This is a genomic window from Enterococcus sp. S53, from assembly GCF_016516865.1.
GTDB classification, from domain to species: domain Bacteria; phylum Bacillota; class Bacilli; order Lactobacillales; family Enterococcaceae; genus Enterococcus_D; species Enterococcus_D innesii.
In genome coordinates, this window is sequence record NZ_JACVUH010000001.1 from 546,736 (window position 1) to 571,999 (window position 25,264).

Annotated in this window: 21 protein-coding genes; 5 read left to right on the forward strand and 16 right to left on the reverse strand. The window is 42.7% G+C overall.

Annotated elements, in window-relative coordinates; all coding sequences use genetic code 11:
* Positions 1–99: 99 nt before the first annotated feature.
* Positions 100–975 carry a cation diffusion facilitator family transporter gene (locus IAE45_RS02695; RefSeq protein ID WP_077454478.1) on the reverse strand — a complete coding sequence of 292 codons (876 nt, stop codon included), beginning with the start codon at positions 973–975 and terminating at the stop codon, positions 100–102.
* Between the two features lie 200 nt (positions 976–1,175).
* A complete protein-coding gene (locus IAE45_RS02700; protein ID WP_077454479.1) occupies positions 1,176–2,201 on the reverse strand; it encodes an NAD(P)/FAD-dependent oxidoreductase in 1,026 nt (341 codons plus the stop codon).
* A 266-nt stretch (positions 2,202–2,467) separates the two neighbouring features.
* Between IAE45_RS02700 and IAE45_RS02705 the strand changes: the two genes are divergently transcribed.
* Positions 2,468–3,193 carry an alpha/beta fold hydrolase gene (locus IAE45_RS02705; RefSeq protein WP_005225694.1) on the forward strand — a complete coding sequence of 242 codons (726 nt, stop codon included), beginning with the start codon at positions 2,468–2,470 and terminating at the stop codon, positions 3,191–3,193.
* A gap of 2 nt (positions 3,194–3,195) precedes the next feature.
* Positions 3,196–5,742 (forward strand): bifunctional lysylphosphatidylglycerol flippase/synthetase MprF, encoded by a 2,547-nt coding sequence (mprF, locus tag IAE45_RS02710; RefSeq protein WP_200124821.1) that lies wholly within the window; start codon positions 3,196–3,198, stop codon positions 5,740–5,742.
* A gap of 66 nt (positions 5,743–5,808) precedes the next feature.
* Here mprF and IAE45_RS02715 read toward each other — a convergent pair whose 3' ends face one another.
* Entirely contained in the window at positions 5,809–6,768 is a 960-nt protein-coding gene (locus tag IAE45_RS02715; protein WP_200124823.1) for an SPFH domain-containing protein, read from the reverse strand.
* Positions 6,765–6,977: a hypothetical protein gene (locus tag IAE45_RS02720; RefSeq protein ID WP_005225691.1), complete on the reverse strand. Its 213-nt coding sequence runs from the start codon at positions 6,975–6,977 to the stop codon at positions 6,765–6,767. The genes IAE45_RS02715 and IAE45_RS02720 overlap by 4 nt, the downstream gene beginning before the upstream one ends.
* A 249-nt stretch (positions 6,978–7,226) precedes the next feature.
* Here IAE45_RS02720 and IAE45_RS02725 point away from each other — a divergent pair, with 249 nt between their 5' ends.
* On the forward strand, positions 7,227–7,637 hold the full coding sequence (locus IAE45_RS02725) for an organic hydroperoxide resistance protein (RefSeq protein WP_081118133.1): 411 nt from the start codon (positions 7,227–7,229) through the stop codon (positions 7,635–7,637).
* A gap of 58 nt (positions 7,638–7,695) precedes the next feature.
* Entirely contained in the window at positions 7,696–8,130 is a 435-nt protein-coding gene (locus IAE45_RS02730; protein WP_081118006.1) for a MarR family winged helix-turn-helix transcriptional regulator, read from the forward strand.
* Positions 8,131–8,180: 50 nt separating this feature from the next.
* On the opposite strand, the gene IAE45_RS02735 is transcribed toward IAE45_RS02730, so the two are convergent.
* The 5 genes from IAE45_RS02735 to IAE45_RS02755 form a co-directional block, all read right to left on the reverse strand.
* Positions 8,181–8,543: a hypothetical protein gene (locus IAE45_RS02735; RefSeq protein ID WP_077454481.1), complete on the reverse strand. Its 363-nt coding sequence runs from the start codon at positions 8,541–8,543 to the stop codon at positions 8,181–8,183.
* A gap of 276 nt (positions 8,544–8,819) precedes the next feature.
* Entirely contained in the window at positions 8,820–9,188 is a 369-nt protein-coding gene (locus IAE45_RS02740; RefSeq protein ID WP_077454484.1) for a DUF7006 family protein, read from the reverse strand.
* Positions 9,189–9,870: 682 nt separating this feature from the next.
* Positions 9,871–12,039, reverse strand: a complete 2,169-nt coding sequence (locus tag IAE45_RS02745) for an L-type lectin-domain containing protein (protein ID WP_200124825.1) — start codon at positions 12,037–12,039, stop codon at positions 9,871–9,873.
* 33 nt (positions 12,040–12,072) lie between these two features.
* On the reverse strand, positions 12,073–13,116 hold the full coding sequence (locus tag IAE45_RS02750) for a DUF916 and DUF3324 domain-containing protein (RefSeq protein ID WP_200124827.1): 1,044 nt from the start codon (positions 13,114–13,116) through the stop codon (positions 12,073–12,075).
* 16 nt (positions 13,117–13,132) lie between these two features.
* Positions 13,133–13,708: a WxL domain-containing protein gene (locus IAE45_RS02755; RefSeq protein ID WP_200124829.1), complete on the reverse strand. Its 576-nt coding sequence runs from the start codon at positions 13,706–13,708 to the stop codon at positions 13,133–13,135.
* Between the two features lie 180 nt (positions 13,709–13,888).
* On the opposite strand from IAE45_RS02755, the gene IAE45_RS02760 reads away from it, so the two are divergent.
* Positions 13,889–15,397 carry a helix-turn-helix domain-containing protein gene (locus IAE45_RS02760; protein ID WP_200124831.1) on the forward strand — a complete coding sequence of 503 codons (1,509 nt, stop codon included), beginning with the start codon at positions 13,889–13,891 and terminating at the stop codon, positions 15,395–15,397.
* Between the two features lie 85 nt (positions 15,398–15,482).
* Here the strand turns inward: IAE45_RS02760 and IAE45_RS02765 are convergent, their stop codons facing one another.
* The 7 genes from IAE45_RS02765 to IAE45_RS02795 all read right to left on the reverse strand — a co-directional run bounded on the left by IAE45_RS02765 (position 15,483) and on the right by IAE45_RS02795 (position 25,132).
* On the reverse strand, positions 15,483–16,370 hold the full coding sequence (locus IAE45_RS02765; protein ID WP_005225682.1) for an SDR family oxidoreductase: 888 nt from the start codon (positions 16,368–16,370) through the stop codon (positions 15,483–15,485).
* Positions 16,371–16,608: 238 nt separating this feature from the next.
* A complete protein-coding gene (locus IAE45_RS02770) occupies positions 16,609–18,309 on the reverse strand; it encodes a DUF4091 domain-containing protein (protein WP_200124833.1) in 1,701 nt (566 codons plus the stop codon).
* Complete coding sequence (locus IAE45_RS02775; protein ID WP_200124835.1) at positions 18,306–19,283, reverse strand: alpha/beta hydrolase; 978 nt, start codon at positions 19,281–19,283, stop codon at positions 18,306–18,308. Before IAE45_RS02775 ends, IAE45_RS02770 begins: the two co-directional genes overlap by 4 nt.
* A 3-nt stretch (positions 19,284–19,286) precedes the next feature.
* Positions 19,287–20,651, reverse strand: coding sequence for a glycoside hydrolase family 1 protein (locus IAE45_RS02780; protein ID WP_200124837.1), 1,365 nt, complete (start codon positions 20,649–20,651; stop codon positions 19,287–19,289).
* Positions 20,644–21,549 (reverse strand): ROK family protein, encoded by a 906-nt coding sequence (locus tag IAE45_RS02785; protein WP_200124838.1) that lies wholly within the window; start codon positions 21,547–21,549, stop codon positions 20,644–20,646. Before IAE45_RS02785 ends, IAE45_RS02780 begins: the two co-directional genes overlap by 8 nt.
* 9 nt (positions 21,550–21,558) lie before the next feature.
* Positions 21,559–22,911: a PTS sugar transporter subunit IIC gene (locus IAE45_RS02790; RefSeq protein WP_200124839.1), complete on the reverse strand. Its 1,353-nt coding sequence runs from the start codon at positions 22,909–22,911 to the stop codon at positions 21,559–21,561.
* 19 nt (positions 22,912–22,930) lie between these two features.
* Complete coding sequence (locus tag IAE45_RS02795) at positions 22,931–25,132, reverse strand: glycoside hydrolase family 3 N-terminal domain-containing protein (RefSeq protein ID WP_200124840.1); 2,202 nt, start codon at positions 25,130–25,132, stop codon at positions 22,931–22,933.
* Positions 25,133–25,264 lie beyond the last annotated feature (132 nt).

The following is a 25,264-nucleotide window of genomic DNA, read 5'->3' on the forward strand; positions in this document are numbered from 1 at the left end:
AGTTTGCCATGAATCAGCAGGTTCCGTAAGAACTTTTCAGTTTACAAATAGGAAACGGGTGGTTTACATCCTTGTCCTATCAAGGTTTTGCCATAAAATTTATTCGGTAGCAGGCTCAATGTGGATGTCAGTATCAAACACCTGAAAACGATCAGCTAAGAGATCTTCAATAGCATCTGCCACATTATGACTCTTTTCAACCGTCAAAGATTTGTCCATCGTCACGACGACATCGAGAAAAACATTGGCGCCATACATTCTTCCTCGAATCGATTTGACAGATTTCACTTCAGAAAAACCAGCGATTGCCGCTTCATACTCCACGACTAACGATTCATCAAACCCATCAGAAAGTGAAAAGGCACTCTCACGAAAAATATCGACGGCGGTTTTGATAATCAAAAGAGCTACCACGATCGCAGTCAAACTGTCTAACCAACCGATACCAAATGAGGCGGCAAAAATAGCGATCGCCGTTCCAATACTCGTCCAGGCATCACTCCGATTGTCTTTAGCAGCTGCTAGCAAAGCGGAGCTTTTTACACGAGCAGATAATCGCTTATTGTAGTAATACATGCCATACATCAAAATAGCTGAAATGATACCGACGACTGCCGCGATCATATCGGGACTTTGCGTTTCACCGAGTAGAATTGTTTGAATGGAGGACCATAAAACCTGCAGACCAACCGCCAGCATAATCAAGGATGTTACGAGACTCGCCACATTTTCTGCTTTCCAGTGTCCATATTTATGGTCTTCGTCTGCTGGTTTTTGTGCCAAACGTAAACCGATCAAGACAGCAATAGATGCCACGATATCCGTCGCATTGTTTAATCCATCTGCCCATAATCCTTCAGAATTTGCCAAACGACCGATGGCAAGTTTGGCGATGGAAACAAAAATATAGGCAACGATACTTAAGATAGCGCCTCTTTCTGCTTGCTTTAATTCTGCATATCTTGTTTGATTCATGTCATCCCCTCCAATTAGTCAACTTGAAAATAATAGCTGAAATTTTCATCCATTGCATCATTTATTTGAGAGATTTTATTTTTTAGGAGCGGCAAACATTCACTTCTAGTGAAACGAATTTCTGTTCTGAGGACACCAAAAAAGCAGGACTCATACGGGACTCCTGCTTTTTCTACTTTTTCATTCACAAAGAAGCATGGCTACTCATTCACCAACAACTGACGATTTCTTTCACTGAATTTCTCATTGTGGGAAGAAACCATCGCCTGTGGGACACTGGTCGGCTCTAAATAGTGTTTGATTTGGTTGACTGCTTGCGCAGCATCTTGAAAGGCTCCCGCCAAAAGATTCACTTTGCCTTTGAAATAATGAATGTCGCCCGCCGCAAAAACACCTGGATGGCTAGTTTTTGTTGGAATCTCACAGTTCAAATAAAAATCTTCATGACGTGCAAGATCAAAGGAAACTTTATCTAACAAGCCACTGTCACGGTCATACCCGTGTTGGATCAGTAGATGATCGCATAAAAAATCGATCGTCTCATGGTTGGCACTGTTTTTTAGTCGTAGAACCATATTGAATGTTTCTGCTTGATTCACCCCATCGATGGTGTGATTCATCAGCACTTGAATCCCTTCTGCTTTCATCTTCTTTACTTGTGCTTCATGGGCTTTCAGTTTTTCCCCTCGATAGCACAGCGTGACTTTGGCACCATAAGACACTGCTTCGATCGCATAATCCACTGCCGCATCGCCGCCGCCAGAGATCACTAGATGTTTGCCTTGGATCGCTTGCTGGTCAGGAAACTGATAGTGGATATAGTTGTCGACATTATTATGGATGAAACATGGCAATTTTTGCGGAGAAACGACACCGCCGCCAATACAAACTAAAATGGTGCGTCCAACATGGGTCCTCCCTTGGTCATCCACTGCATAAAAAAGGTTGTCTTCCTTGGTCAATTCGATGATTTTCGTTTTCAGATAGATCGTTGGATCAAACAACTTAGCCTGTTCAATCAAGTGTTCTTTGACTTTCTTTCCCTTGGTTGGCGGCAATGCACCCACATCCCAGACCATTTTTTCAGGATAAAAATTGATCTTCCCGCCTAATTCGGCTTGTGCTTCAAACAATACGACCGATAGATCACGTAATCCGGCATAAAAACTTGCATAGAGCCCCGTAGGCCCTCCTCCGATAATCAGAACATCTGCTATAGTGGTCATTGGCTAGCCTCTCTTTCGTAAATGAAAATCATTCTCAATTAGTTAGTTCGATTATAGACAACGTATCCGGGTTTGTAAAGAATTTTCTGAAAACAAATTAATTAACTTAGCCGATTATTTTTCTTTACATTGTAAAGAAAAAAGCCTTTTCCTGAACTTATGGTAAAAAAAAGATGAGCAGATTGTTATTTTTTCTCATTTTATCTAGTGATATGTTTGTGATAGCCCCTGACTTCAAGGTATACTCTTAGAAAGTAGGTGAAAAAATGGAAGTTGAAAAATGTTACGCGCCCTTACCGGACGGGTCTGTCCTCTATTACGAGAAAACCGGTTCAGGACGACCACTTTTTTTACTGCACGGAAATGGCGGCAGCAGTGCCTATTTCTCAAAGCAGGTCGACGCTTTGCGTCAAAAACATCAACTGTATTTAATCGATAGTCGAGGACATGGCAAATCCACCAATACGCAGAAGAAAATCGATTTTTTTAAAATGGCAACAGATCTCTTAGCAATTATTCAGCAAGAAAAGCTAACGAAAATCGCCTTACTAGGATTTAGCGATGGTGCCAATCTGGCGATGGTCTTTTGCCATCTCTACCCAGAGCATGTCAGCTGCATGATTTTAAACTCTGGCAACACGGAACCGCGAGGTGTACGGCTCTTTTCTCGAATCGGCAGTGTTTTGCAATATCTGATCGTTTGGCTTTGTTCTCCATTCTCCAAAGGCATGCGGGGCTTTCTGCCTATTTTGGGATTGTTGTTTCGTCCAATCGGTCTCTCCACCGCCGATTTGAATCACCTCAGTGTGCCGACATTGATCTTGGTTGGCAAACGTGATTCGATCAAGCTCTCCCATTCTTTTTATATTGCAAACAGTATTCCTCAGTCCAATTTTATCGTCGTCAAAGGACAAGGACATAGTTTTGCACGAAAGAATCCAGAAGTATTTAATACGAAAGTATTATCTTTTTTAGAAAAGGTCGGTGAATAACTATGAGAATCTTTACTTGGCTCCGCGACCACCGCTCACTGTTTAAAACACTCTTCTTAATTGCAGTCGCCGTGATCGTGTTCGGCGAGCTGCTTTCCTTAAGCAAGACGATCTCGATTGATCAACTAAAACAATTGTTTGCGCAACTATCCCTTTGGCGAGTGGCTTTAATGGCTGTCATTGGCTTACTGTGTGTCTTTCCCATGGTCTTATATGATATCGTCTTGAATCGCTTGCTAGGGGACAAACCTGATCGCCGTTATTTACTAGAAACCAGCTGGATCATCAATACCATGAACAATTTGATCGGCTTTGGCGGTTTCATCAGTATCGGGTTACGGTCGGAATTTTATGGCAAAGGAAAAAAAGGCAAAGACGTTGCCCAAGCAATTTCGAAGATTTTTATCTACTTAATGTCTGGTCTTTCGATTTTGTCGCTTGCTGCGCTGGCATTCGTCCTCTTCGGTCCCACGACCGATTATCTCCAACAGTATTGGATCTGGCTTTTAGGCGGCAGTCTTTATTTTCCAATCGTCTATGCTCTTAGTTTTTCCAAAAAAAATGCCTACTTGGGTGGGCTACAACGACGTGATCGTCTGCAGCTGATCGCCGCTTCCTTATTGGAATGGCTGGGTGTTTTTGCCGCCTTCTTCACGACGGGTCTCTTGATGGGTATCTCGGTCGATGTGTTTCAACTGTTGCCGCTTTTCATTGCTGCTTCCGTGATTGGAATCGTATCGATGATTCCTGGGGAACTTGGAACGTTTGATGTCATGATGATCATGGGAATGGGTTCACTGCAAATTCCCCGTGAAAGTGTTATTGCTTGGCTCTTGCTGTTCCGCCTGTTTTATTACATTATTCCCTTTTTGATCGGTTTGATCTTTTTCTCAAAAAATGTTGGCGTCTCCCTCAACCAGCGCTTTTCTGGGATTCCCAAAAGCTTGTTGTTGGAAGTATTCCATAAGATCGAAGTATTGCTGCTTTATCTGACGGGAACGATGTTGGTACTCTCCGCCACGATCCCAGAAGCCTTTGACCAAATCAAATGGTTAGCCCATCTAAATCCGATTCGCTTGAATTTCGTGATGCAGTACCCGAGTATCTTTCTCGGCTATCTCTTTTTGATTGCTGGTCGCGGCATCTCTGCCCGTGTCAGTCGTGCGTATGTGCCGACACTTTTGTTGATTGCAGCAACGATCGGTTATGCTATTTTTGCGGGTTTCCGCTTTTCGACCATGCTGTTTCTTCTATTATTATTAGCGATCATGATTTTTTCAAAAAGCGAGTTATTCCGTAAACAGCTAGTCTTCTCGTGGGAATGGTTGACGGTCGATGGTTTGTTGATTGGTTCGCTGACGATCCTCTATGTCATTATTGGGGTCTACAATATGCCTCATCTCAATCGACATCCGACGCACCACCATTCGATGGACTTTTTGCTTTTCCCCTCTGAAAAATTGTGGCTCCAAGGCTTCGTTGCGATTTTATTTGTCGCCGTTGCGATGCTGCTGTTTGCCCGCTACTTGATGGGACCAAAGCACCAACTAGGCGTCAGTGCTGCTACTGATAAAGTGAAACATGTTTTGAACACCTATGGCGGCAATAGCGACAGCCATCTTGTTTATTTAAAAGACAAGCAAGTGTACGTTTATCCAGAAATCGGCGAGCCGACGGTCTTTTTTCAGTTTACGACCTTTAATAATAAATGCTTGGTCATGGGGGATCCTTCTGGGAAGCAAGCAGACTTTCCGCAGGCACTGGAAACCTTCTTAACAGAGATGGATCAGTGGAATTACTTGCCGGTCTTTTATGAAAGTAGTGAAGAAATGGTGATGCTGCTGCATGAATTCGGGTATGACTTTATCAAATTCGGTGAGAAAGCTTATGTGGATCTACCTAGCTTCACCCTTTCAGGAAAAAAAATGAAGGGACAGCGGGCATTGAACAACAAGATCACCAAAGAAGGCTTTACTTTTGATGTGCTCACTCCACCCTTTTCAGCCGAAACCTTTGCAACCCTTAAAGAAATTTCTGACAACTGGCTAGATGGACGGAAAGAAAAAGGGTTCTCCCTTGGATTTTTTTCAGAATCTTATCTAAGTACCGCACCAATTGCAGTCGTCCGCAATCAGCAGCAAGAGATCGTCGCGTTTGCCTCCTTTATGCCCACGTATCAAACAGGTCTGGCCTCCATCGATTTGATGCGCCACGATCCTGAAAAAGCGCCAAATGGAACGATGGATTTCTTGTTTATTCAGCTATTCGACTATTTTAAAGAACATGGGTATCAACAATTCGATTTAGGCATGGCACCGTTAGCCAATGTTGGTACTTTCCGCAGTAGTTTCTTGCAAGAGCGGATCGCCTATCTCGTTTACACCTTTGGTTCTCGCTTCTATTCTTTTGAAGGGCTACGAGAATACAAACAGAAATATGCCGCTTCTTGGTCCCCTCGCTACATCTTATATTCTCGGGACAGTTGGATCGGTTATGTCATGATTGCCCTGTTGATTGTCGATAATCAATCAGCAGACAAAACGAAATAAAAAAAGCTCAAATGCGCCGATTTGTACTCGGAGCATTTGAGCTTTTTTAATTGTTGTGCTTAGAAGTTATTCTGCTGATTTAGATGGTGCATTTTCCCAAAGTTGTTTGACGACTGGAATATTTCCCAGTTCCGTCATGTTTGATGGCAGAATGACCGTATTGGTATTGCTATTGACCACATCTTTAAAAGCTTCGATTCCTAGATATGATAGTGAGCGCTCGTCTAGTTGACTTTCTTTGATAGCTTCATTGATGGCTAAAATCCGCTTGCGTTCGGCTTCTGTGATTTTGGCGATTCGTTCCGCTTCTGCCTCGGCATCGATCCGGACACGTTTTGCCCGTGCCTCCGCATCGATTTGGGTTTGTTCCGCCCGAGCTTGCGCATCGATCGTCATTTGAGAAGCTTTGGCTTCGGCACTTAAGACAGAGGAAGATTTCTCCCCTTGGGCTCTTGTGATCATCGACTCTTTGTCTCTGGAAGCTGTGATCAATTTATTCATTGATTCAATGATTTCTTGAGAAACTTTGATTTCCCCAATGTTGATTCGGTCGATCGCTAGCCCATAGCCGGCCGTGATGTCTTTGATTGAAGTAAACAGTGCTACGTTGATTTCTTCTGTCCCATTTAAAACCTCATTCAAATCCATTTTCCCAATGATCCCCCGTAAGTTTGATTGGGCATCTTGAATCATTGAGATAACGGAGTTTTCATTTTCGTAAACAAAAGCACGAACATCTGTGACGTGGTATTTGATTGCTTCATCGATCTGCACGATCACGTTGTCTTTCGTAATTGCACTTTGCGGTTCGATCTCCAAAGGAATCTGTTTCAAGGACACTCTTTCTCTTACTGTATATAAAATCGGAACAAGAAAATGAAGACCTGGTTCCAACGTTCGAACATATTTCCCAAAACTTTCCACGACTTTGACTTCCCCTTGACGAACGATCACAGCAGTGCTTGCGATCAGCCAAATCAGAATCACTAATACTAAGATAACTAAAATAATTTGGATAATGATCATTGTAAAAACCCTCTTCCATTTTCAAATAATGTATTGTTTACACGGGTCAATAAGACACCGTTTTCAACCCCGATAATCTCTAACATCACATTTTCAGCAGGAATCCCTGCAATCACCCGATATTCTGTGTAGGTGCCATAAAGACGGATATAACCTGAATAATGATCCGTCAGCGATCGAAAATAGCGTCCAACCGCTCGTTGTTCCATGTAGTCTACGATGATTTTCCACCCTCTTTGCCTGCATGCAGTAAATTCTTCGTTTCAAACTAATTGTTCATTCTGTTACAAGTGTTACTAACTATAATAGCACGTTTCACCCAAGAGAACAGTAAACTTTTTATAATTCCCTCCTTTTTAGAAAAAAAAGGCAAACTGAAAACCAATTCCTTGCATTTTTCAATTTAATTGCATACAATTAAATTGTACAAAATACAAAAACGCAGGAGTGAAGAAATGATGAAAAAAATGTATTCAACAAAGATGATCAACACTGGTGGCCGTTCAGGAGAAGTACACAGCCCTGATCATTCATTTGAACTAAATATCACTGCACCTGGCAAACGAGTAGAAAATGCAACGAATCCGGAACAACTTTTTGCAGCTGGCTTTAGCGCTTGTTTCAATAGTGCCCTTGAATTGGTGAAAAGCAGCAAAGGGATCGAAGGTGCTTCTACCGTGAGCGCACAAGTGACCTTATACGCAGAAAGTGAATCAAGTTTTGTCTTGGGTGTGGAGATCGAAGGCCAAATCGAAGGTTTGTCAACAGAAGAAACACAAGAATTGCTTGAGATCGCTCATACCGTATGTCCTTACTCAAAAGCTACAGCTGGCAACATTGAAGTGACGGTCAAAGCCGTTAGCGAGTAGACTTTCGTTGAAAAAACAGCTATGATAAGAGGCGGATGTTAGAAAAAGGGGTGAAAACATGAATGTCTTAGCGTTAGAAAACCAATTGTGTTTTCCTCTATACGCCGCTTCAAAAGAAATTATCAAACAGTACAAAGACTTACTAGATCCGTTGAATTTGACCTATACCCAATATTTAGTGATGTTGGTGTTATGGGAAGAAGAAGCGATCAGTGTCAAAGCATTGGGGAAGCAATTATGTCTCGATTCTGGCACACTGACACCGGTTTTAAAAAAGCTTGAGGCAAAAGGCTACCTCGCAAGAAATCGAAATCAAGACGATGAACGTTCCTTGCGGGTTACACTGACGGAATCCGGCAAAGCACTTCATAAGCAAGCGCTAGAGATTCCCTACAAAGTGACTGAATTCTTGCCCCTTGAACCGGAAGAACTGTCAGTCCTCCATGAATTGACGACAAAGATGGTACAAAAATTTCAAGAACAAGAAAAATGATCCGCTGTTTTCACAGCGGATCGTTTTTTTATCATCCAAACGAGTTTTATTTAAGAAGCTTTGGTTTTCAATTCACCGATCACATTTAGTAACTGAGTTAATTGTTCTGGGTCCTCAATTTTTTTGATGGCGATTTTCACTAATTCAAAAATTTGATCATCGGTTAGACCGGTCTGCAATATCTCTAATTCACTTACAGCTGGTTGAAAACGACGAGCCAAAACTGATCCACTCATTTTAATGCTCGCAATTTCTAGAACTCCTTGGTTAACTAATTTGCGAATCACGGACAATGATGTGTTACGATTCAAGTTGAAACGTTCACTAAATTCTGTACAGCATAATGGTTCATCTACAGCCCAAAAACAAACTAAGACTTCCCACTCTTTTTTTGAGAAACTTAAGTAATCCATAATTGCTCCTTTCCACGCCGATTAGGCTAGTTTCTATTTTCTAATTAAAACAATCGCAGCTTTTTCAATCAGCTGGCTATCCTCTTCCTCTTATCGATTGTTTTTTCTTTCACTAAAAGGATTATATATCAATAATAATCTATTTTATTCATAATTTCAAAATATTTTTTATTTTAATGATAAATAACGTGTTTAATTATTCTTTTTCTTGATAAAAAAAACGACTAGCTTACCTAGTCGTTTTCTTACTCTACTTGATACTCCTACGAAAAATAGTTATTGAACACTAAAGATCAAACTCTCATGCTCTTGTTCTTTCAAGGAATAGCCACAAAATTCTTTATTCAAATTCGGATAATCCCGTTCGATCATTTGAAGGATTTCTAGCTCCGTCAACAATTTGTCTTCTGACAATTGCAGAGAGTTCAACAAAACAAAACGAGAATCATAGCCTAAAATTTCCGGCATCAACTGCCAAAAGTTCGTGCTGTCAATTCGTTGGATCGTTTCCTCCATAGAAGCGATCAGTTTTTGGACATGATCATAGACTTTGGGATAATCAGTTTTTAATAGATCCAACAGCGCTTGGTCCAGCACTTTATCAAAATAAGCCTTTGTGTCAGTATAAATTATTGAAGAAATCACTTGTTTCATCAATCCTTTCATTCAAATGCCATATTCGACATCGTCAAGGATGGCTCCTTGTTCCTATATATAGCATACTATCGGTGATTTTCGTTCTCAAATTAAGGACAGAATTTAGAAAAAAAAGAGAAGCTACTATTCTAACCCCTAATCTTACTCAACAATAGCAAAATTTTGCCAAACTGATAAGCAAAGCGAATCAGCCGTTGTCGAAAATGAGAAAATTGTCAGATTCCCTTCCTTTTTTTACTAAAGCGATCACTTTCCAACAGGAACTGCAACTGCATTCCCTCAGTAATTATACACTTCTACGCTTCCCTAATAAATATAGGTTTTGTCTCATTTTCACAAACGACTGACACAGCATAATTTCAGACAGAACCTTATACAACATGTATAATTAAACTATAGAAAGACATCAAAATAAAACGAAACGAGGAGTGGATCACAGATGAAGAGTCATTGTAAATGCGGAAAAAAATTGAGTACCCATGAAAAAAGCTGTCCAGACTGCAAACACAAAAAACAGCAAACTTTAGAATCCTTGGAAAAATTCGTTAAATACGGCAGCTTCGCATTAGCCGGTCTGTCATTAGTTTTGAAAATTGCGAAAAGCCGCCAAAGCTAACTTTATCGCTTCAGTCAACAAAAAAAACGCCCAGATGGCGTTTTTTTTTTGTTGCTATTCATCGATGATCGTACTTTCCAACCGCCAATTGATAGCGCCTGTATAAGTTCCGGGTGAAATTAGCTCCATTTTGGGAACAAAGCGAAAGTAACAATCGTATTCTTTAAGATCAACCGTTAAATTTGCTTCGCCTGTTGGTTGCTGTTGAAAAATCACTTGTTCCTCAGAGGTTATGGAAGCCATCAGCTGATTGGTCTCCGGATCATAGAGAACCAATTGGATTTCATCCGCCAGCAGTTGTTGCTCTTGCAAAAAATCCGTCATCTGACCATTTAATTGCCAAGTTCCCTCACTAGTATTCGTGATTGATAAAAGAGGTGGTTCTTCGTCATAAGAAAGTGCTAGATAAGCATAGCCATCGTCTCTGATGGAACGCGCCAGCTCATTTACCGTAACTACAGTTGCATTGATTGAGGTAGGCGCCTGGTGAAATTCCACGATCCCACGAAAGTCGATGCCATAAAAACGGGTCTCCGATCGATTCCCTTCTGTGTCGATCACATAAACCGCCAGATAATACGTCGTACCCGGTGCCAACGCATTGGTATCCAACATCAATGTATCCGTCAAAGGCTCGGTTATTGCACTTCGTTCAATGAGTGCCACCTCTGAAAAATCATCTTCAGTGATAGCCGTTTCTTCGGTAAAAAAATCCGTAGCGTACACTTTGGCTTGAGTCGAGTTTTGGTCCTCGATCGTAATTGGTAGATAACAATTACGCTTTTGTCGCACGATCTGTCGGTTTGCTTTTGCTTCTGTTAACGACACCAAACCTGTGGTCAAGCTCGGCGGAAAGTTTCCGGTCATTTGATAATAGTGGGTTTCTGGATCCACCGAGGTCAAACTAGAGACAAAGGCATTCCCGTTAAAAATCGTTTGGACAGGAATGATGGCATCCAGATTCTCATCGATCGGAGCTTCTGTGTAATTGACGGAAAAATGAACCATGTAGTCGTTTCCTTTGACCATGTCAGGCAGTGTCGTAATTAACTGCCCATTTTCAATGACAAAGGGTAAGGCGGTTCCGCCTTCCGGCAGACCATTGACCATAATTTCGCTGGCCTTACCGAAATAAACAGCTTCCGGTACGAGAGACAAGCCCTCCGGAAAAAGGCTGGAAAGCGTGATGCCTGATTCTAAATCAGCTAAATCGCTGGTGTCCTTGTAGGAAAGATAGGTCGCATAAGTGATCGTCTTGCTGTTATCGACAGTGGCTGGCTGGGTCAGGTTCGTCTCAGTATCCAGTAACAATTTCACTGGCTCCTTTTCAAACACACCCGTTCGTACCGTCATATCGACCAATCCTTCGACGTCGACGAATGCCACCGCCTTCTCTTGAACATAACCACCATTCGCACCAGTAAAACCGAAGTAAACCGGTGCGTTATTAGTTAAATTTAGATTTGCTTTAAAAGTATCATCCACAGGTACTATGACATCGACCCCAAAATCTGGGACTGTGTATTGTAGTGTTTGATCAGGCTGATCAAACACGACTGTAAAGAGATGCCATTGACCATCTGAAATATCTGAGACGGATACCGTATCACGATGATTTAAAACTTTGTCAATAATCAACCACCCATCAGTCGTATAGGCATCATTTGAACCAGGAAAATTCCAGGCAATATGATGGCTGTTGGGCACATCTCGGTCCAGCATGCTCCCGCCTAAGACAGTGGTAGTATTGTTATAATACGTGTCAAATTCAATCGCAAAACTTTGCGGGATCGCCCCAGAACTTAGTGGATCTGTTCCTCCGATATCCGCCCAAACGCCAATGGTGGGACCGGCTTGATTAGCCAATGCGTTTAACCCACTACTTTGCATAACAAATGTCAATCCATCACTGTCTGTATCCGTATTGTCGATAAAAAAAGCCATCTCCAAGCGAAAGGATCTTGTAAAGGAAACGGGTTTATTGAACCAGACACCGCCACTTGAGTTTGTGGTTGTGCCATCATTAATTTGAACGTAATTGAATCCCGGCTCCCCTTGAGGCGCCCCCGCTTGTCCAACGTGGGTAATCAGCGAATCATCAATTGGCAAAGTTGGAAAATCGGGTGCCACGATTGAAGCATAGATTTTTACTGGTCCAAAGCTAAACAAGAATACACTAAATAAGAATACACATAACCATCCCTTAATGCCGAACTTTTTCATAGCTATCCTCCACTTTCTCTCCCTTTACAAACCTCACTCTATCGGGTCATCGCTTGAGCCTTTGTCCTTTTTTTGTCGTATGTACCACAGGAACAACAGAACAAGTAGCAGAATAACTAGGAACAAAAGCAGTCCGACGATCCAAAGCCAAACGTTGTTTTTCAGGGACGCTGCACCTAGCATGTTTTTTTGATTGACTTGGTTTGCCACTGCGCGATCAATCACGATCGTGTCATCAAAGACCCAACTTCCTTTTGGGGCAGTAAGTTCGATCCGCAAAGTATAAGTACCTGGTTCAAGAATCTCTTGATCAAATTCACTGAAAAGAGAGAGAATGGAATTCGGTGCCATCTGAAAATTTTCGGCAGAAAAACCGCCAACTCGAGTATTGCTTTCTTTTTCACGGATCGTCGTTGTTACAGCAATCTTACCAAAAGCCGTCGGTTGGTTATTGCGGATACGACTCATAAGTGTAGCTATACCATTTCGCTCTTTTGCTTTCGTCTCAATCAAGTCCAATTCAGGTAGAGGCAATGAATCGATACGTTGACGCAAGCGTACGCCTTGTTGAATTTTATAATTTGCTTGGAGATTCGTTTCTTGCCGATCGACTGTTTCTGGCAGTTCTTCTTCGAAGGAAAAGACCCCTAATATCTCACCATTGAATTTTCTTTTATCCATTGATAGTAAAAAAGTGATCTGTCTCGTTTCACCAGGCTTCAGCTCTACCGTCTGAGAAGGATTGCTGATCAATGTCGTAAACGAGATTCCTTCATTCTCTTCGGCGGTTTCCTCTTCTTGATAAGCAATGATGCCGCTGGAAGCAGTGTAGCTATTCAGAGCCGCTGCCCGTATCGTTAGTGTCTCTGAGCTTGTATTATGAAGGGCAACAGTCAAATCCTGTTTGGTCTCATCCGTTACCAGTAAGTCAAAGTAACTGACATCGCTAAGTTGATTTTGGGGAAGTTCTGGGGTTACTGTGAACCGCGTCGTTTGTGCATAACCGGTAACTTTTATAAAGCAAAACAGACTAATAAAAAAGCTGATGAGTACCAACCACTTGATTTGTTTTTTCATTGTCGCCCTTCCTTTGTTATTCTGCTTGATAAGTATTTGATAATGTCCAAGTAATCGTGCCAATATAAGCACCACTGTTGATGTTTTGTTTTGGAATCGTCAAGGTTGCACTTGTAAAATCAAAATCATTTGTTGCCAGACCCGTCGTTCCATTAGCACTAGCAATCAGCGTAGGATCCGTTGCCCCTACCATCAATTCTGTTCCTGAGACGAGGGAGGCATCGCCGGAATCAATTGACCCATTGAGGGTGACTTTTGCATTTACAAGTTCATTGTTTGCAGCATTTGTCATTTTTGATAATTGAGCAGTCAACTGCCAGCCAGCTTCATTGGGTCCACGATAATCGGTAATTGACGTTGCCTCATTTGTTGCAGTGGTAAGCACTTGATCGCCTGTCGCAATATCTTTGATGCTCGTAGTACCAAAATCAAAATTCGTCACTTGATCTAATGATAAGATTCCTTGTTCGATGGTTATTGTCGCCTGACTGGTCATTGAAGCAGTCGGATTCGCTTCCGCCGCAAAAGCCAATACAGGTGATAGTGCCATACTGATACCGATTAAACCTAATACTCCCGCCTTTTTCTTCATTTTTATCTCTTCCTTCCTTTTTTGATGAGTAGTTGATGGATGAAAAAAGCACCGATAAAAAATAATAATTTAGTTTGTATTTTTTCATCTTATTCTCATCTATTATAAGTATAATCCATCATGGTTATCATACGGTTCACAGATTTAGCGTAAAAAAAACGCCAAAAAGGAGAATGCCTTATGTATCGAGAATTTATTTCTCCCGCAGAAGAAAAGAAATTAGCTATTTTCAAGTATGTGTGTAATTCGAATGGAGTAACACTCGTTAAACTCTCAGAAGCCCTAAAGATCCCATTAAAAAGCTTACAAAAGTACATCTATTTTTTAAACGAAGATTTGCAGCAACTTTCACCAACGTTACTTTTGAATAAAAACAATTACAATCAATATTTTGTGGATTGTGGTGAAGAAGAAGAGCAACCTTTTTATTCCAAGCTGATGTATCATTATTTGCTCAACTCCACACAATATCACTTTATCCATTCGTTGATTGGCCGTAATCAAACAACCCTCACACAGCTATGCCTTGATTTACACATTAGTCAGTCTCATGTGTACCGCTTGATCAAGAAAGTCAATCAATTACTAGAAAAGTTTCAGATTGTTATCCGAACAGATCACCAAAACCGGATTGAATTAGCGGGCAAGGAACTTGATATCCGTATTTTTATTTATAGCTTTTTAACTCAAAGTGCGCCTGCTGAATTGTGGCTTTTGTCAAGTATCTCTCCAAAAGAGACTGACAAGTTTACCGCCTATTTTGAAACTTCGGCTTTTGATCAACTAACAAAAAACAAATTAGCTGCATTTTGGCAAACCGTTGTTGGCCGCAGTATCAAAAGAAAATATCTGCCAATAATCCCTGATAAGTTTTTGGAGATGATGGAATTCTACTGCTTTTTACCAGCAGATATTCTTGACTCACTCTTCTTAAGTGCTGAGTATGTTTCAGACAAAACGCGTCGATCAGAGTATCTGTACTTGAATTTCTTCCTCCATGTCTTTTTACCGGGGGTTGTTCCCCAAGAGAAAACACAAGCCATTATTCAAGCAATTAAGTACTCTAAAACGGATCTTGTCTGTTTTTTCACTACTATGATCGAAGATTGGGATACTACCTTTGCTCCTAATCAGGGAAAAGCCGAATTCGAAAAGCTTTTGAGCAGTTGCCTGCTAGTCTTCAACCTATCGATCATTATTGGGATCGATCTCTTGGAGGTTTGGCAGCTAGAACACGAAATGCTGACGGAAAACGCTCCAACAAATGACGAGACCTATGAGGCCATCAGCCAACTTTTACTGACCCACGTTGAAAACTACCCATTTGCCGACCTGGATAAAGACTATTTTAAAAAGACACAATTGCCTTATCTGGCTCATCTCTTATATTTGGAAACACTGATGAACACGCCCCCTACCGTATCGATCTATATTCAAACGACGATCCAATACCGCACAAAGCAAATGATTGAGACGAGGATTCGTTCGATTTATGCTAAAGCTTCTGTGACTTTCGTCAAACAAATGGAAACCGCTGATTTATTGATCACGGATAATTATGAAGAAGTGATGTTCTCCGAAAAATTAGTCTTGCTGTCAAACCTGCAAGATGAACAAGAGTGGGCAGCGATTTTTGCAAAAATCAATCAACAAATGATGACAAAGATGTTTGCGAAACAAGAGAAGTAAGCTGCCGATTCCATTTACATCCGCAAAAAAAAGCCCGAGCACCTTTGCTCGAGCTTTTTTACTACTATTTTTAGTCCTGACAATATTAAGCGAAGAAGCTACCACCAGTTACACTGTACACTTGACCAGTTACATAACTTGCTTCATCAGAAGCTAAGAAAACGTAAACGGGTGCTAATTCCACCGGTTGACCGGCACGTTTCATCAATTCTTTTTGACCAAATTCTGGGATCGCAGATTGTGGTTGACCACCAGAAATTTGAAGTGGCGTCCAGATTGGACCAGGCGCAACAGTATTGACTCGAATGCCTTTTTCACTTAATTGCGCAGCTAACCCCTTACTAAAAGAAGTAATGGCACCTTTCGTGGCTGCATAGTCTAACAGATGGGCACTTGGTTCCGCACTTTGGATCGAAGTGGTGGTGATAATGCTTCCACCGGCTGGCAAATAATCCAATGCTTCTTGAACAGTCCAATACATGGAGATGATATTCGTTGTAAAGGTGTCTTGAATTTGTTGCGTAGTCAACTCTTTGATGTCCTTCACCGCTTGTTGCATCCCAGCATTTAGAACTAACGTGTCTAAACCGCCTAATTCTTTGGCTGCTTCATGAACCAATTGACGAGCGAAAGTCTCATCTTTTAAGTCTCCTGGGATCAAGACTGCTTTGCGTCCAGCTTTCTCGATGACTGCTTTAACTTCTTGCGCGTCTTCTTCTTCAAAAGGAAGATAGTTGATTGCCACATCGGCGCCTTCTTTGGCAAAAGCGATGGCTGCAGCTCGACCAATACCAGAATCACCACCGGTCACTAATGCTTTGCGTCCAGCTAATTTGTCTGAACCTGAGTAGCTTTCTTCCCCGCAATCAGGTACTGGCTGCATCTTTCCTTGAATCGCCGGTGCTTCTTGCACCTGTTTTTCAAATTTGCCATCATAATACTTCGTTAACGGATTGTTGATTTTTTCTGACATGCTCGTTTCCTCCTTGATTATTTCTACTTCAATTTGCCATATTTTCTTATGACCTTACTTAAAAGTGTAAAGGAAGATGGAGGGAATGAGAAACGAAACGCTCAGTTGAACAAATGAAGCCCAGAGGAAAAGGAGCTTTGTCCATGCTGGAAATCGCCCTAGATCACAATCGAAAACGTCACCATCGATGATCCATTCTTTGAGGAAATGACTCATCAATGGTGACATTTAAAAATGTCTATTTTACCAAAAGTGCGCGAAGTGCCTGACGAAACGCCTCCATCTCCTCGGCGGTCTGTAGAAAAACATCGGGATGACTGTGGTGGCTGTCGATCATCCAATTTTTAGTATCTGTAACGTTAAGAAAATCTACTACTAAGGCATCCGTTTGCTGCGGTTGAGTAGCTTGGGCGGTCTTCAAGAGATAGAAATCTTCAATTCCCCGCTGTAGTTGTTTATACCGTAAGGACAACAACAAATGTCCATGATTGCCGGGATAAATGAAACATAGATCGCCGATGGGTAGTGAGCTCGTATTGTAGCGGATATCGGTTCGGGCATTTTGCGGCCAGCAATTGTAAGCCCACCGCAAGAAGCCGTCTGTTTTAAACTGATAGGCCAAGATTCCTTGCAGTCGCGTCTCTAATAAAGGACTGTGCAAAAAAGTGTTGGGTTTGTCTGGATAATTGCAAACATAGTACTGAGTCCGACCCGGATGACTTTGCGTCAGTGTTTCGTAATGGTTGCAGGTACAGTAATAGGAAGTCACGGGATGATCGATCACTGGCAGCAACTCAAACAAAACGTCTTCTTTATCAAACGCTGCTTTGATCTGGATCGTCTCATCAATGTCTTTTAGGACAGCCAAAGAAGCTCGGAAACTGTCGATTTGATGTTTCTTCGGTTCGTCAGAAACGATCCGAACCTTCTCCCACAGATTCTTTTCTTTAAAATAAACAAATACTTGACGTAGATATTCCTGCAATTCGGCCTTTTGATGAATAAAGCCGAAGGTGCCTTTTCCCTCATCGTAAAAGCGAATCACCAATTTTTCTGGATGGTCCAAGTCGACCAGTGGGAAAAACGGCGGTTCCCAGACACCGAGTAAGCCAAATACATCGATTTCTTCGGAGATACCCGCTTCAAAAAAACATTCGAGGTAACGAGTAAGGACAGAAAAATCACAATGCAGCTGTCCGCCTTGAGTTTTTTTAACTTTGACCATCGAGTATCCATATAAATTGGCCGGATAGTCTTTGACGATATAGTTGAACCACCCCTTCCAAGGAATTTCTCCAGCAATCACCGTGATTGCTTTTTGTCCGATCGCCGCTAAGCTTTGCGCCATTTCTTTGATCAAGTCGAAATGGGCATCACTCCATAAAGGAACGTCAAAGGTGCGAGCCAAATTGCTGGGCTGCTGCCACATATTCAAGTGGAACGTCTCTAAATATTCTTTTGGAAAAGTAAAAGCGTCCACTTCGATCGTTAGGCTCTTTTCTAACAAGCACTCCTCTTGGCTAGTCAAGTGTGTCCGATAGACCTTGATTTTCACGGGATAAGCTTGCGGTTTGATCGTTTCATCGATCTGCCACTCCAAATAAAGCGGTGCATAGCGATCACCAGGATAGGTTTTGGCTGTTTGCTCAAGCAATTTATCGGCGTACGCCAATTCATGCTGTCCGACATAATAATCGATGAATTGCGCTTTGACCGGCAAATCGCTGATGATTTCAATGCGGATCATTGGAATCTCAATTTCATCGGGAATCGAAAATTCTTCCCCGATGATGTAATGATTCCGTTTGCCATCGTGTAGCAACAGCTGACAAGCAGCGTGGCTGTTGCGAACAGCTGATAGCGTGGTAATGGGTTGCGGCTCCCGGGTTAGCAACGCCGTTGATGCCTTATAACTTTCATGTACAAGGATTGCCTTCATGCTTCTTCTTCCTTTCTAGGATCAGTCAGCCGTGCAACAAGGGCTTGATAGGAAACTTGCTCAAATGCTTCCGGCATGATCGCTAATAACTGCTGCAGGCTGATATTCTTTACGATTTTTAAACGACTTTTGTCTGCCCATGATGGAAAAGCCTGCAACAGCAAGCGTTTGTTTTCATCTGAGTCGAACAATACCCGAATCGGCCACTGGCCAAGATCAGGCAGCAAAGCTGGTTTAGTAACCTTTTCTGCCCAATTCAACTCTAGCCATTCGACGCATTCATCAAACCAGCGAGCAAAGCGCGGATCGACCATTTCTTTACGATTGCCAAAGCGTTCGGTCGCCAAAGAAAGACCGTGACGTCCTTTTTGGAAAATATGACTTTCAAAAGGGACCTCATGCTCTTCTAGGGCTTGTAAGTAGGCCAGCGAGTTTTCGATAGGAACAACATTGTCTTCATAGGTTGAAAACAAAAAGGTGGGCGGCGTATCTTTCGTGACACATTCATTTAATGAAGGCGCGTCGATCTGCATGACTGTGGCAAATGAGGACAAAATCGCTGGATAGCCTAACAGACATAAACTTGGTTTCATAGGGGAGATCGTCGATAGCGCCGCCGCTAGATGACCGCCGGCCGAAAAACCGATCACAGCGATTTTTTCGGCGTCGATTCGCCATTCACTAGTTAGTTCTTGGATTTTAGCAATCGCTTTTTCGGCATCCACTAAGGAATGGCTGAAACTGCGATGGACCCCCACATGATAGCGTAAGACCCCGGCGTGAAAGCCTTGGGCAGCAAAATTTAAAGCGATCGGCTCGGCTTCTCGCTCACTGCAAAAGGAGTAGCCGCCGCCAGGGATCACCAAGACAAACGGTCGATCCCCCACCCGATCATACTCCGCTTTTTCCTCGTGCAGATAAACCGTCAACCCGGCTTGTGCTTCTTGATCAAATAGATATTCCTGAATAAACACCGCTTACTCTCCTAACCCGTTTTTATCGATGACGTTTTGATACCAATAAAAACTGTCTTTCTTGTATCGCGCCAAGTCCAGCAGCTGCTCATCCGTGCGATTGACATAGATAAACCCGTAACGTTTAGCGATGCCTTCATGAGTACTGACTAGATCGATGGCACTCCACGGACAATAGCCGATCACATCGACACCATCATCGATCGCGAGTGCCATTTGTTCAATGTGCTGTTGCAAGTAGTCGATGCGATAATCATCGTGGATTTTACCATCGGTTGTCAAAACATCTTTGGCACCGATGCCGTTTTCCGTGATCAAGAGAGGCAGACGATAGCGGGAATAAATTTCATTCAACGTAAAGCGAAAGCCTTCAGGATCAATGGGCCAGCCAAATTCAGTCATGGGCAAATGAGTGTTTTCTACTGCTTGAAAAAACCCGGGAATTCCAAAACCAGACTGTTGATCGAGTTTTGTCTCTTTTTGAAAATAACTGCTGACGGTCATCGTGCTGTAGTAATTCAATGCAATATAGTCACAGGTACCCGCTGCCAAAATCTTTCGATCTGCTTCGGTCACTGTGGGTGCTGCGCCAATCGTCTCTAATAAATGCCATGCGTTATGATTGTACGTACCGAAAACAGCGACATCTAGGAACAACCAATTTCTCAGGGCACTCATATAAAGAGCTGCCAGCTGATCGGCTGGTTTTTCAGATGCAGGATAGACACTGGCGATATTCGGTGCCGGGCCAATCCTGCCGCTAAAATTGCCTGCATGAAATTGCTGAGTAACCAATGCTTGTGCCACCAGCATATGATGATTTTCTTGAAATTTTTCTTTCATGGATTTTTGACTCGTACCAATGACCGAACCAGCAAGCGCCATCACATTTTGTTCATTGATGGTTTGCCATAGTGGGACTTGTTGACCAAAGTTCTCGAACAGCACTTGGCAATAATCAGCAAATGCTTGGATCGTTGCTCGGTTTTCCCAACCACCTTCTTCGGCAATGGCAACGGGCAGATCAAAATGAAAGACTGTTACGATTGGTTGGATCTCATTTTCAAGTAAAAGGTCGATCAACTTCTGATAAAACGCCAATCCTGCTGGGTTGACTATACCATCGGGCATGACTCGGCTCCATGAGATGGAAAAACGATAGGCTTTTAACCCTAATTCTTTAAACAATTTCACATCTTCTTCATAACGGTGATAGTGATCTGATGCTACTTTAAAATCAGTGGTCCCTTGCGGAATCTCTTTGATGTCTTGCACTGAGGGACCCTTGCCGTCTTCTGCCCATGCGCCCTCTACTTGATAAGCACTAGTGGATGCTCCCCACAAAAATGCTTCTGGAAAATTACTCATTCCAAGGTTCCTCCTTAACTGCACCGATCAAATTGGCATCCGCTTGAAAATAAGCGGCTTGGATCGCAGCTGGTTGTAATGTTTTTTCAATGATTGGTGCCGTTTTAAAAATTCCTTGATAGCTGGTGGTTATGTCATCGATCACACGCGGCTGACGACTGATACCGCCACCGATAACGATTTTCTCCAGTCCCATTAGACACTGAAGATCAAAACATAAGACGGCGACTTCTTGGGTATAGGTCGAAAGCAATGCCTCTGCTTCAGGGTCACTGGTTTTTTCAAGCGTTTCGAAAACCAGCGGGCCATCAGCTGTTACCTTCAAACAAGCAGCCAAACGCTCAATCAAGCCGACGGCGGAAAGACCGACCCCAACGAAGGAATTTCTGTCCATGATTCGCCGATCACGGATCATGAAACTGACCTCCCCTGCTTGACCGCGATTTCCACGATAGAGCTTTCCATCAAGGCAAATTCCGACACCAACACCCGTTCCTAAAATAATCGCCGCCCCATTTTGAATGCCTTGCAGATTTCCAGCTTTCATTTCTCCTAACACTGCGGCCTTTGCGTCATTTTCGACCGTAATGGTTGTCACCTTTTCTTCACTTAACTGGCAGAGCAAATCGGGTAAGTTCACCCCATCGAGGTACGGCAGGGCGCCGCCAAAGAAGACCGTTCCTGTTTCATCGACGGAACCAGGAACTGCGATAGCTACTTTGGTAAAAGAATCTTGACGAGCATAGGTCTGGAGGATCATTTTGATGGTTTCATTAAATGCCTTCAGTGTTGTCGGGGTGGGAAAACACTGTCTTTCATTGACCTCGTTGTTTTTGACCCATCCCGTTTTGATGTGCGTCCCGCCGATATCAATTCCTAAATAAACCAATTGTGCCACTTCCTTTGTTTACGCTTGTACTTCTTCGGTGATTTTTTCTGTCATTCCTGTTGCTTCACTTGCTTGCTTTTTTTCAGCAGCCAGTTCTAATTCATACTCTTTCTTGTCGGCAATTTTTAAGAATGGATACCACATAACAATCCCAATCAGCATACAGATGACCATCAAGATCGTGTAATTGAGCCCTCCTGAAAACGGCATTTTGATGAAGGTCGGTGTCGTCCACGGCAACAAGCTCATAGTAGGATTCAAGCTAATAGGTAAAATCGTTGTCGCCAATCCCCAGGTCACGAACCCAGCAATCAGTTGTGTGAATACCTGTGGGATAAAGAACAATGGATTCAAAATAATCGGCATCCCAAACATGATCGGTTCCGTGATGTTAAAGATCGATGGGATAAATGACAACTTTCCTAGTTGTTTCATTTTTGCCGATTTGCTGCGGATCATAAAGAAGGTGACAAAGCCCATGAAGCCAGCAGCATACATGCCCATATAAATCACAGAAGGAATCAGATAAGGCAACGCTTGGCCTTGTTGGTAGGCGGCAATATTTGAAACGACCATGGTCATGCTAATCGCCCCAAGCGGCCCTTGTAAGACTGCGTTATGGATCCCAAAGAACCATAAGACGGCTAATAATTCCATAATGATGATGATGGATAATGGGCTAGCAACCAATGAATTTAACGGTGCATTAATTACATCAATAAAGAATTGGAAAATCGAGCCTGATGAAGTAAACCCAAACAAGACGCGTATGACAAAAACGACGACAAAAATAATCGTGACCACAAACACTGGTGCTAAGGATTGGGTTACCATTGGGGGAACACTATCCGGTAGCTTGATCATGATATTTTTTCTTGATAAGAAAGCATAGAAACGTGTCACCAATAAAGCCGTCAGCATGCCGATAAACAATCCTTGTCCGCCTAGAAAATCAAGCTTCAAAGCTCCGATCGTTTGTTCCACTGCTTGGCCATCTTGCATGACAGTCGTTGCCACCGTTTGTGGCATCAACATGATGAAACTAGCTAATGAAATAATCGCCGAGTTGCGTTCGTTGCTTCCCAACTGTTTTGCGTAAGAATACGCCAAACTGTATACGACATACAATGCAAAGACGCCAGTTGCTCCGTTGGTGATCGCTTCAACATGTTGAAAGATGCAAATTTTCGTCAAATAGTCTGTCCAACCGGGAATCGGAAAGTTACCCACGATTGTGATAAAGGCGATCCCTAAAGTGATGGGACTTGTTCGAATAAACCCTTCCATCAAAGCCGCCAAGACTTTGTTTTGCTGCAATTTTTGTGACATTGGTAATAGTTTGCTACTTAAAAATGCTTCTAATTTTTCCATTTTCTCTCACTCCTTTAATTTATATGGTTACGGTAAGCAACGTTTCTTTTTGATCGATCCGCATCAGGAATCGATAGGTACCATTAGATAAGTGTTTTGTCCCTTGATTGTCATAAAATCCGAGTACTGATATCGGCAACGACAATCTTTTCTCTTTGTCTTCTTGGGGTGCCAATAAGACGAGGTCACTCGCAATCAATTGTCGACTTGGACGAACCATCGATGCAGGACGCTGCAATAGATAAATCTGAACGACGGTTTCTCCAGCTACATCCGCTTGATTTTTGATGCGATAGTCCAGTTGGATCGTTTCACTAAGGACCGCACTCCCTAGCCATTCACCAGTAAACGTACCATAACTGAGACCTGTCCCGAATGCGAATAAGGGTTCATTTGATTCATCGCGGTATTTTGACAAAAAGCGATCAGAATGCTCACTAGCTGTCAAAGGTCTCCCCGTTGGCAGCTGGGCACTGTATATTGGAATCTGCCCTTCACTGCGAGGAAAGCTCATGGACAGTTTTGCCGTCGGAGAAGCCTGACCACTCAGCAGATTGGCAATTCCGATCCCACCCATCGTTCCCGGATACCAAACTAGCAGTAGGCTGTCAAACAGCGGCTCCACTTGGGTCAAGACGAGAGGCCTGCCAGTGTAAAGCACGCCGATCAATGGCTTACCAGTCTTCTTCAACGCTTGGATCAAGCGAATTTGTTTCAGCGGCAGCTGCAAATGAGCTTTTGATGCACCTTCGCCGCTCTCCATAAATTGTTCTCCAAAGGTCAAGACGATGACCTCTGCTGCCTCAGCCGCTTTGACGGCTTCCACAAGCAGCTGATCTTCTGGTTCGATTGGTCCATTCAGCTGCTCGATGCCGGCTTTTAAAGGACCGAATTGCTCATAAGAATCAAACAAATTGTATCCGCGGGCAAAGATCAGGTTCTCAGCTGCGAAATGTTGCAACAACCCGGTTTTTAAAGGAATCGTGTCTTGTGGCTTGCCACTGACGGATGCCCAAAATCCTAAGGTCAACCGGCTTTCTCCATAAGGACCGATCACAGCGACGGTCTGGTCTTTTTTCAAAGGTAAGCTGCCATCATTTTTTAACAACACACAGCTTTTTTCTACTAGCTTAACGGCTAGCTCTTTGGCTTCATCCGATAAAACCTCTCCAGTGTGTTGCGTTCTCAACCCTCGATAAGGATTTTCAAACAGTCCTAGTTGATTTTTTAATACCAGAATACGCCAAACTGCTTCATCTAATAAAGCCGCAAGTTCAGGTTGCTTGATCAGTTCTGGTAAGTGAGTTGCATAGACCGAAGTCATCATATCAAAATCGACGCCTGCTTCCAAACCTTTTTGGGCGGCTTCTCGTTCATCTTTGGCAAACCCATGAGGGACCAATTCCTTGATGGCTGCATGATCGGAGACCAGTACCCCATCAAAACCGAAACGTTCGCGTAAAATCTCTCGGTTCAGCCAGCGACTGCCAGTTGCGGGCTCACCATTCAGTACATTGAAGGCCGTCATCACCAGCAATGCTTGAGCTTCGATTGCCGCCTGATACGGTTGCAAGTATTCATTGAATAAGCGCTGATTGGACATATCGACTGTATTGTATTCTCTACCCGCTTCTGGTGCACCATAGCCAGCAAAATGTTTGATGCAGGCAGCTACGTGATTTTCTGCCAGTCCATGGGTGAGATCGCCTTGATAGCCCGTCACGACACTTTGGGCAAAACGCTTTGCCGTATACACATCCTCTCCTGGCGACTCCATTACTCTGCCCCAACGAGGATCCCGAACAAGATCCAGCATGGGTGAAAAAATAACATGAAGACCATTTTGGTAACATTCTTTGGCGGTCATCTCAGCGGCTTGCTCGATCAAATCAAAATCGTAGGAACCTGCTTGGGCAAGCGGAATTGGAAAGATTGTCCGAAACCCATAAATGACGTCGGACATAAACAACATAGGAATCTTAAGTCGACTGTGTTCTAACGTTTCCCTCTGTAACTGAATCAATTTTTGGTAATCGTTCACATTATAAATCGAACCAATCTCGTGAATCTTCAAATTTGGTGGAAGCCCTAAATCGTGCATCGGGCCGGTAGTCATCACCTCATTTTCGATGACCAGACTCCCATTTAGTTGAATCGTCTGGGCGATTTTTTCTTCAGGAGTTAGTTGCTGAAACAACTCTTTCAATTTTTCACTATCCATGTTTGATCCTTTCTGTAACCGTTTTATTTAACTGAATTATAGAAGGAAAGAAATCTTATATATACTAAAAAACTAGTACTTATAGCAATATATTTATTGAATACGAAAAAAATTACGTTATACTAAAAGAAA

Bases quoted from the DNA above. Each gene is read 5' to 3' on its own strand.
- IAE45_RS02695 (WP_077454478.1), bottom strand. From the start codon at position 975: ATGAATCAAACAAGATATGCAGAATTAAAGCAAGCAGAAAGAGGCGCT.
- IAE45_RS02700 (WP_077454479.1), bottom strand. From the start codon at position 2,201: ATGACCACTATAGCAGATGTTCTGATTATCGGAGGAGGGCCTACGGGG.
- IAE45_RS02705 (WP_005225694.1), top strand. From the start codon at position 2,468: ATGGAAGTTGAAAAATGTTACGCGCCCTTACCGGACGGGTCTGTCCTC.
- mprF (WP_200124821.1), top strand. From the start codon at position 3,196: ATGAGAATCTTTACTTGGCTCCGCGACCACCGCTCACTGTTTAAAACA.
- IAE45_RS02715 (WP_200124823.1), bottom strand. From the start codon at position 6,768: ATGATCATTATCCAAATTATTTTAGTTATCTTAGTATTAGTGATTCTG.
- IAE45_RS02720 (WP_005225691.1), bottom strand. From the start codon at position 6,977: ATGGAACAACGAGCGGTTGGACGCTATTTTCGATCGCTGACGGATCAT.
- IAE45_RS02725 (WP_081118133.1), top strand. From the start codon at position 7,227: ATGAAAAAAATGTATTCAACAAAGATGATCAACACTGGTGGCCGTTCA.
- IAE45_RS02730 (WP_081118006.1), top strand. From the start codon at position 7,696: ATGAATGTCTTAGCGTTAGAAAACCAATTGTGTTTTCCTCTATACGCC.
- IAE45_RS02735 (WP_077454481.1), bottom strand. From the start codon at position 8,543: ATGGATTACTTAAGTTTCTCAAAAAAAGAGTGGGAAGTCTTAGTTTGT.
- IAE45_RS02745 (WP_200124825.1), bottom strand. From the start codon at position 12,039: ATGAAAAAGTTCGGCATTAAGGGATGGTTATGTGTATTCTTATTTAGT.
- IAE45_RS02750 (WP_200124827.1), bottom strand. From the start codon at position 13,116: ATGAAAAAACAAATCAAGTGGTTGGTACTCATCAGCTTTTTTATTAGT.
- IAE45_RS02755 (WP_200124829.1), bottom strand. From the start codon at position 13,708: ATGAAGAAAAAGGCGGGAGTATTAGGTTTAATCGGTATCAGTATGGCA.
- IAE45_RS02760 (WP_200124831.1), top strand. From the start codon at position 13,889: ATGTATCGAGAATTTATTTCTCCCGCAGAAGAAAAGAAATTAGCTATT.
- IAE45_RS02765 (WP_005225682.1), bottom strand. From the start codon at position 16,370: ATGTCAGAAAAAATCAACAATCCGTTAACGAAGTATTATGATGGCAAA.
- IAE45_RS02770 (WP_200124833.1), bottom strand. From the start codon at position 18,309: ATGAAGGCAATCCTTGTACATGAAAGTTATAAGGCATCAACGGCGTTG.
- IAE45_RS02780 (WP_200124837.1), bottom strand. From the start codon at position 20,651: ATGAGTAATTTTCCAGAAGCATTTTTGTGGGGAGCATCCACTAGTGCT.
- IAE45_RS02790 (WP_200124839.1), bottom strand. From the start codon at position 22,911: ATGGAAAAATTAGAAGCATTTTTAAGTAGCAAACTATTACCAATGTCA.
- IAE45_RS02795 (WP_200124840.1), bottom strand. From the start codon at position 25,132: ATGGATAGTGAAAAATTGAAAGAGTTGTTTCAGCAACTAACTCCTGAA.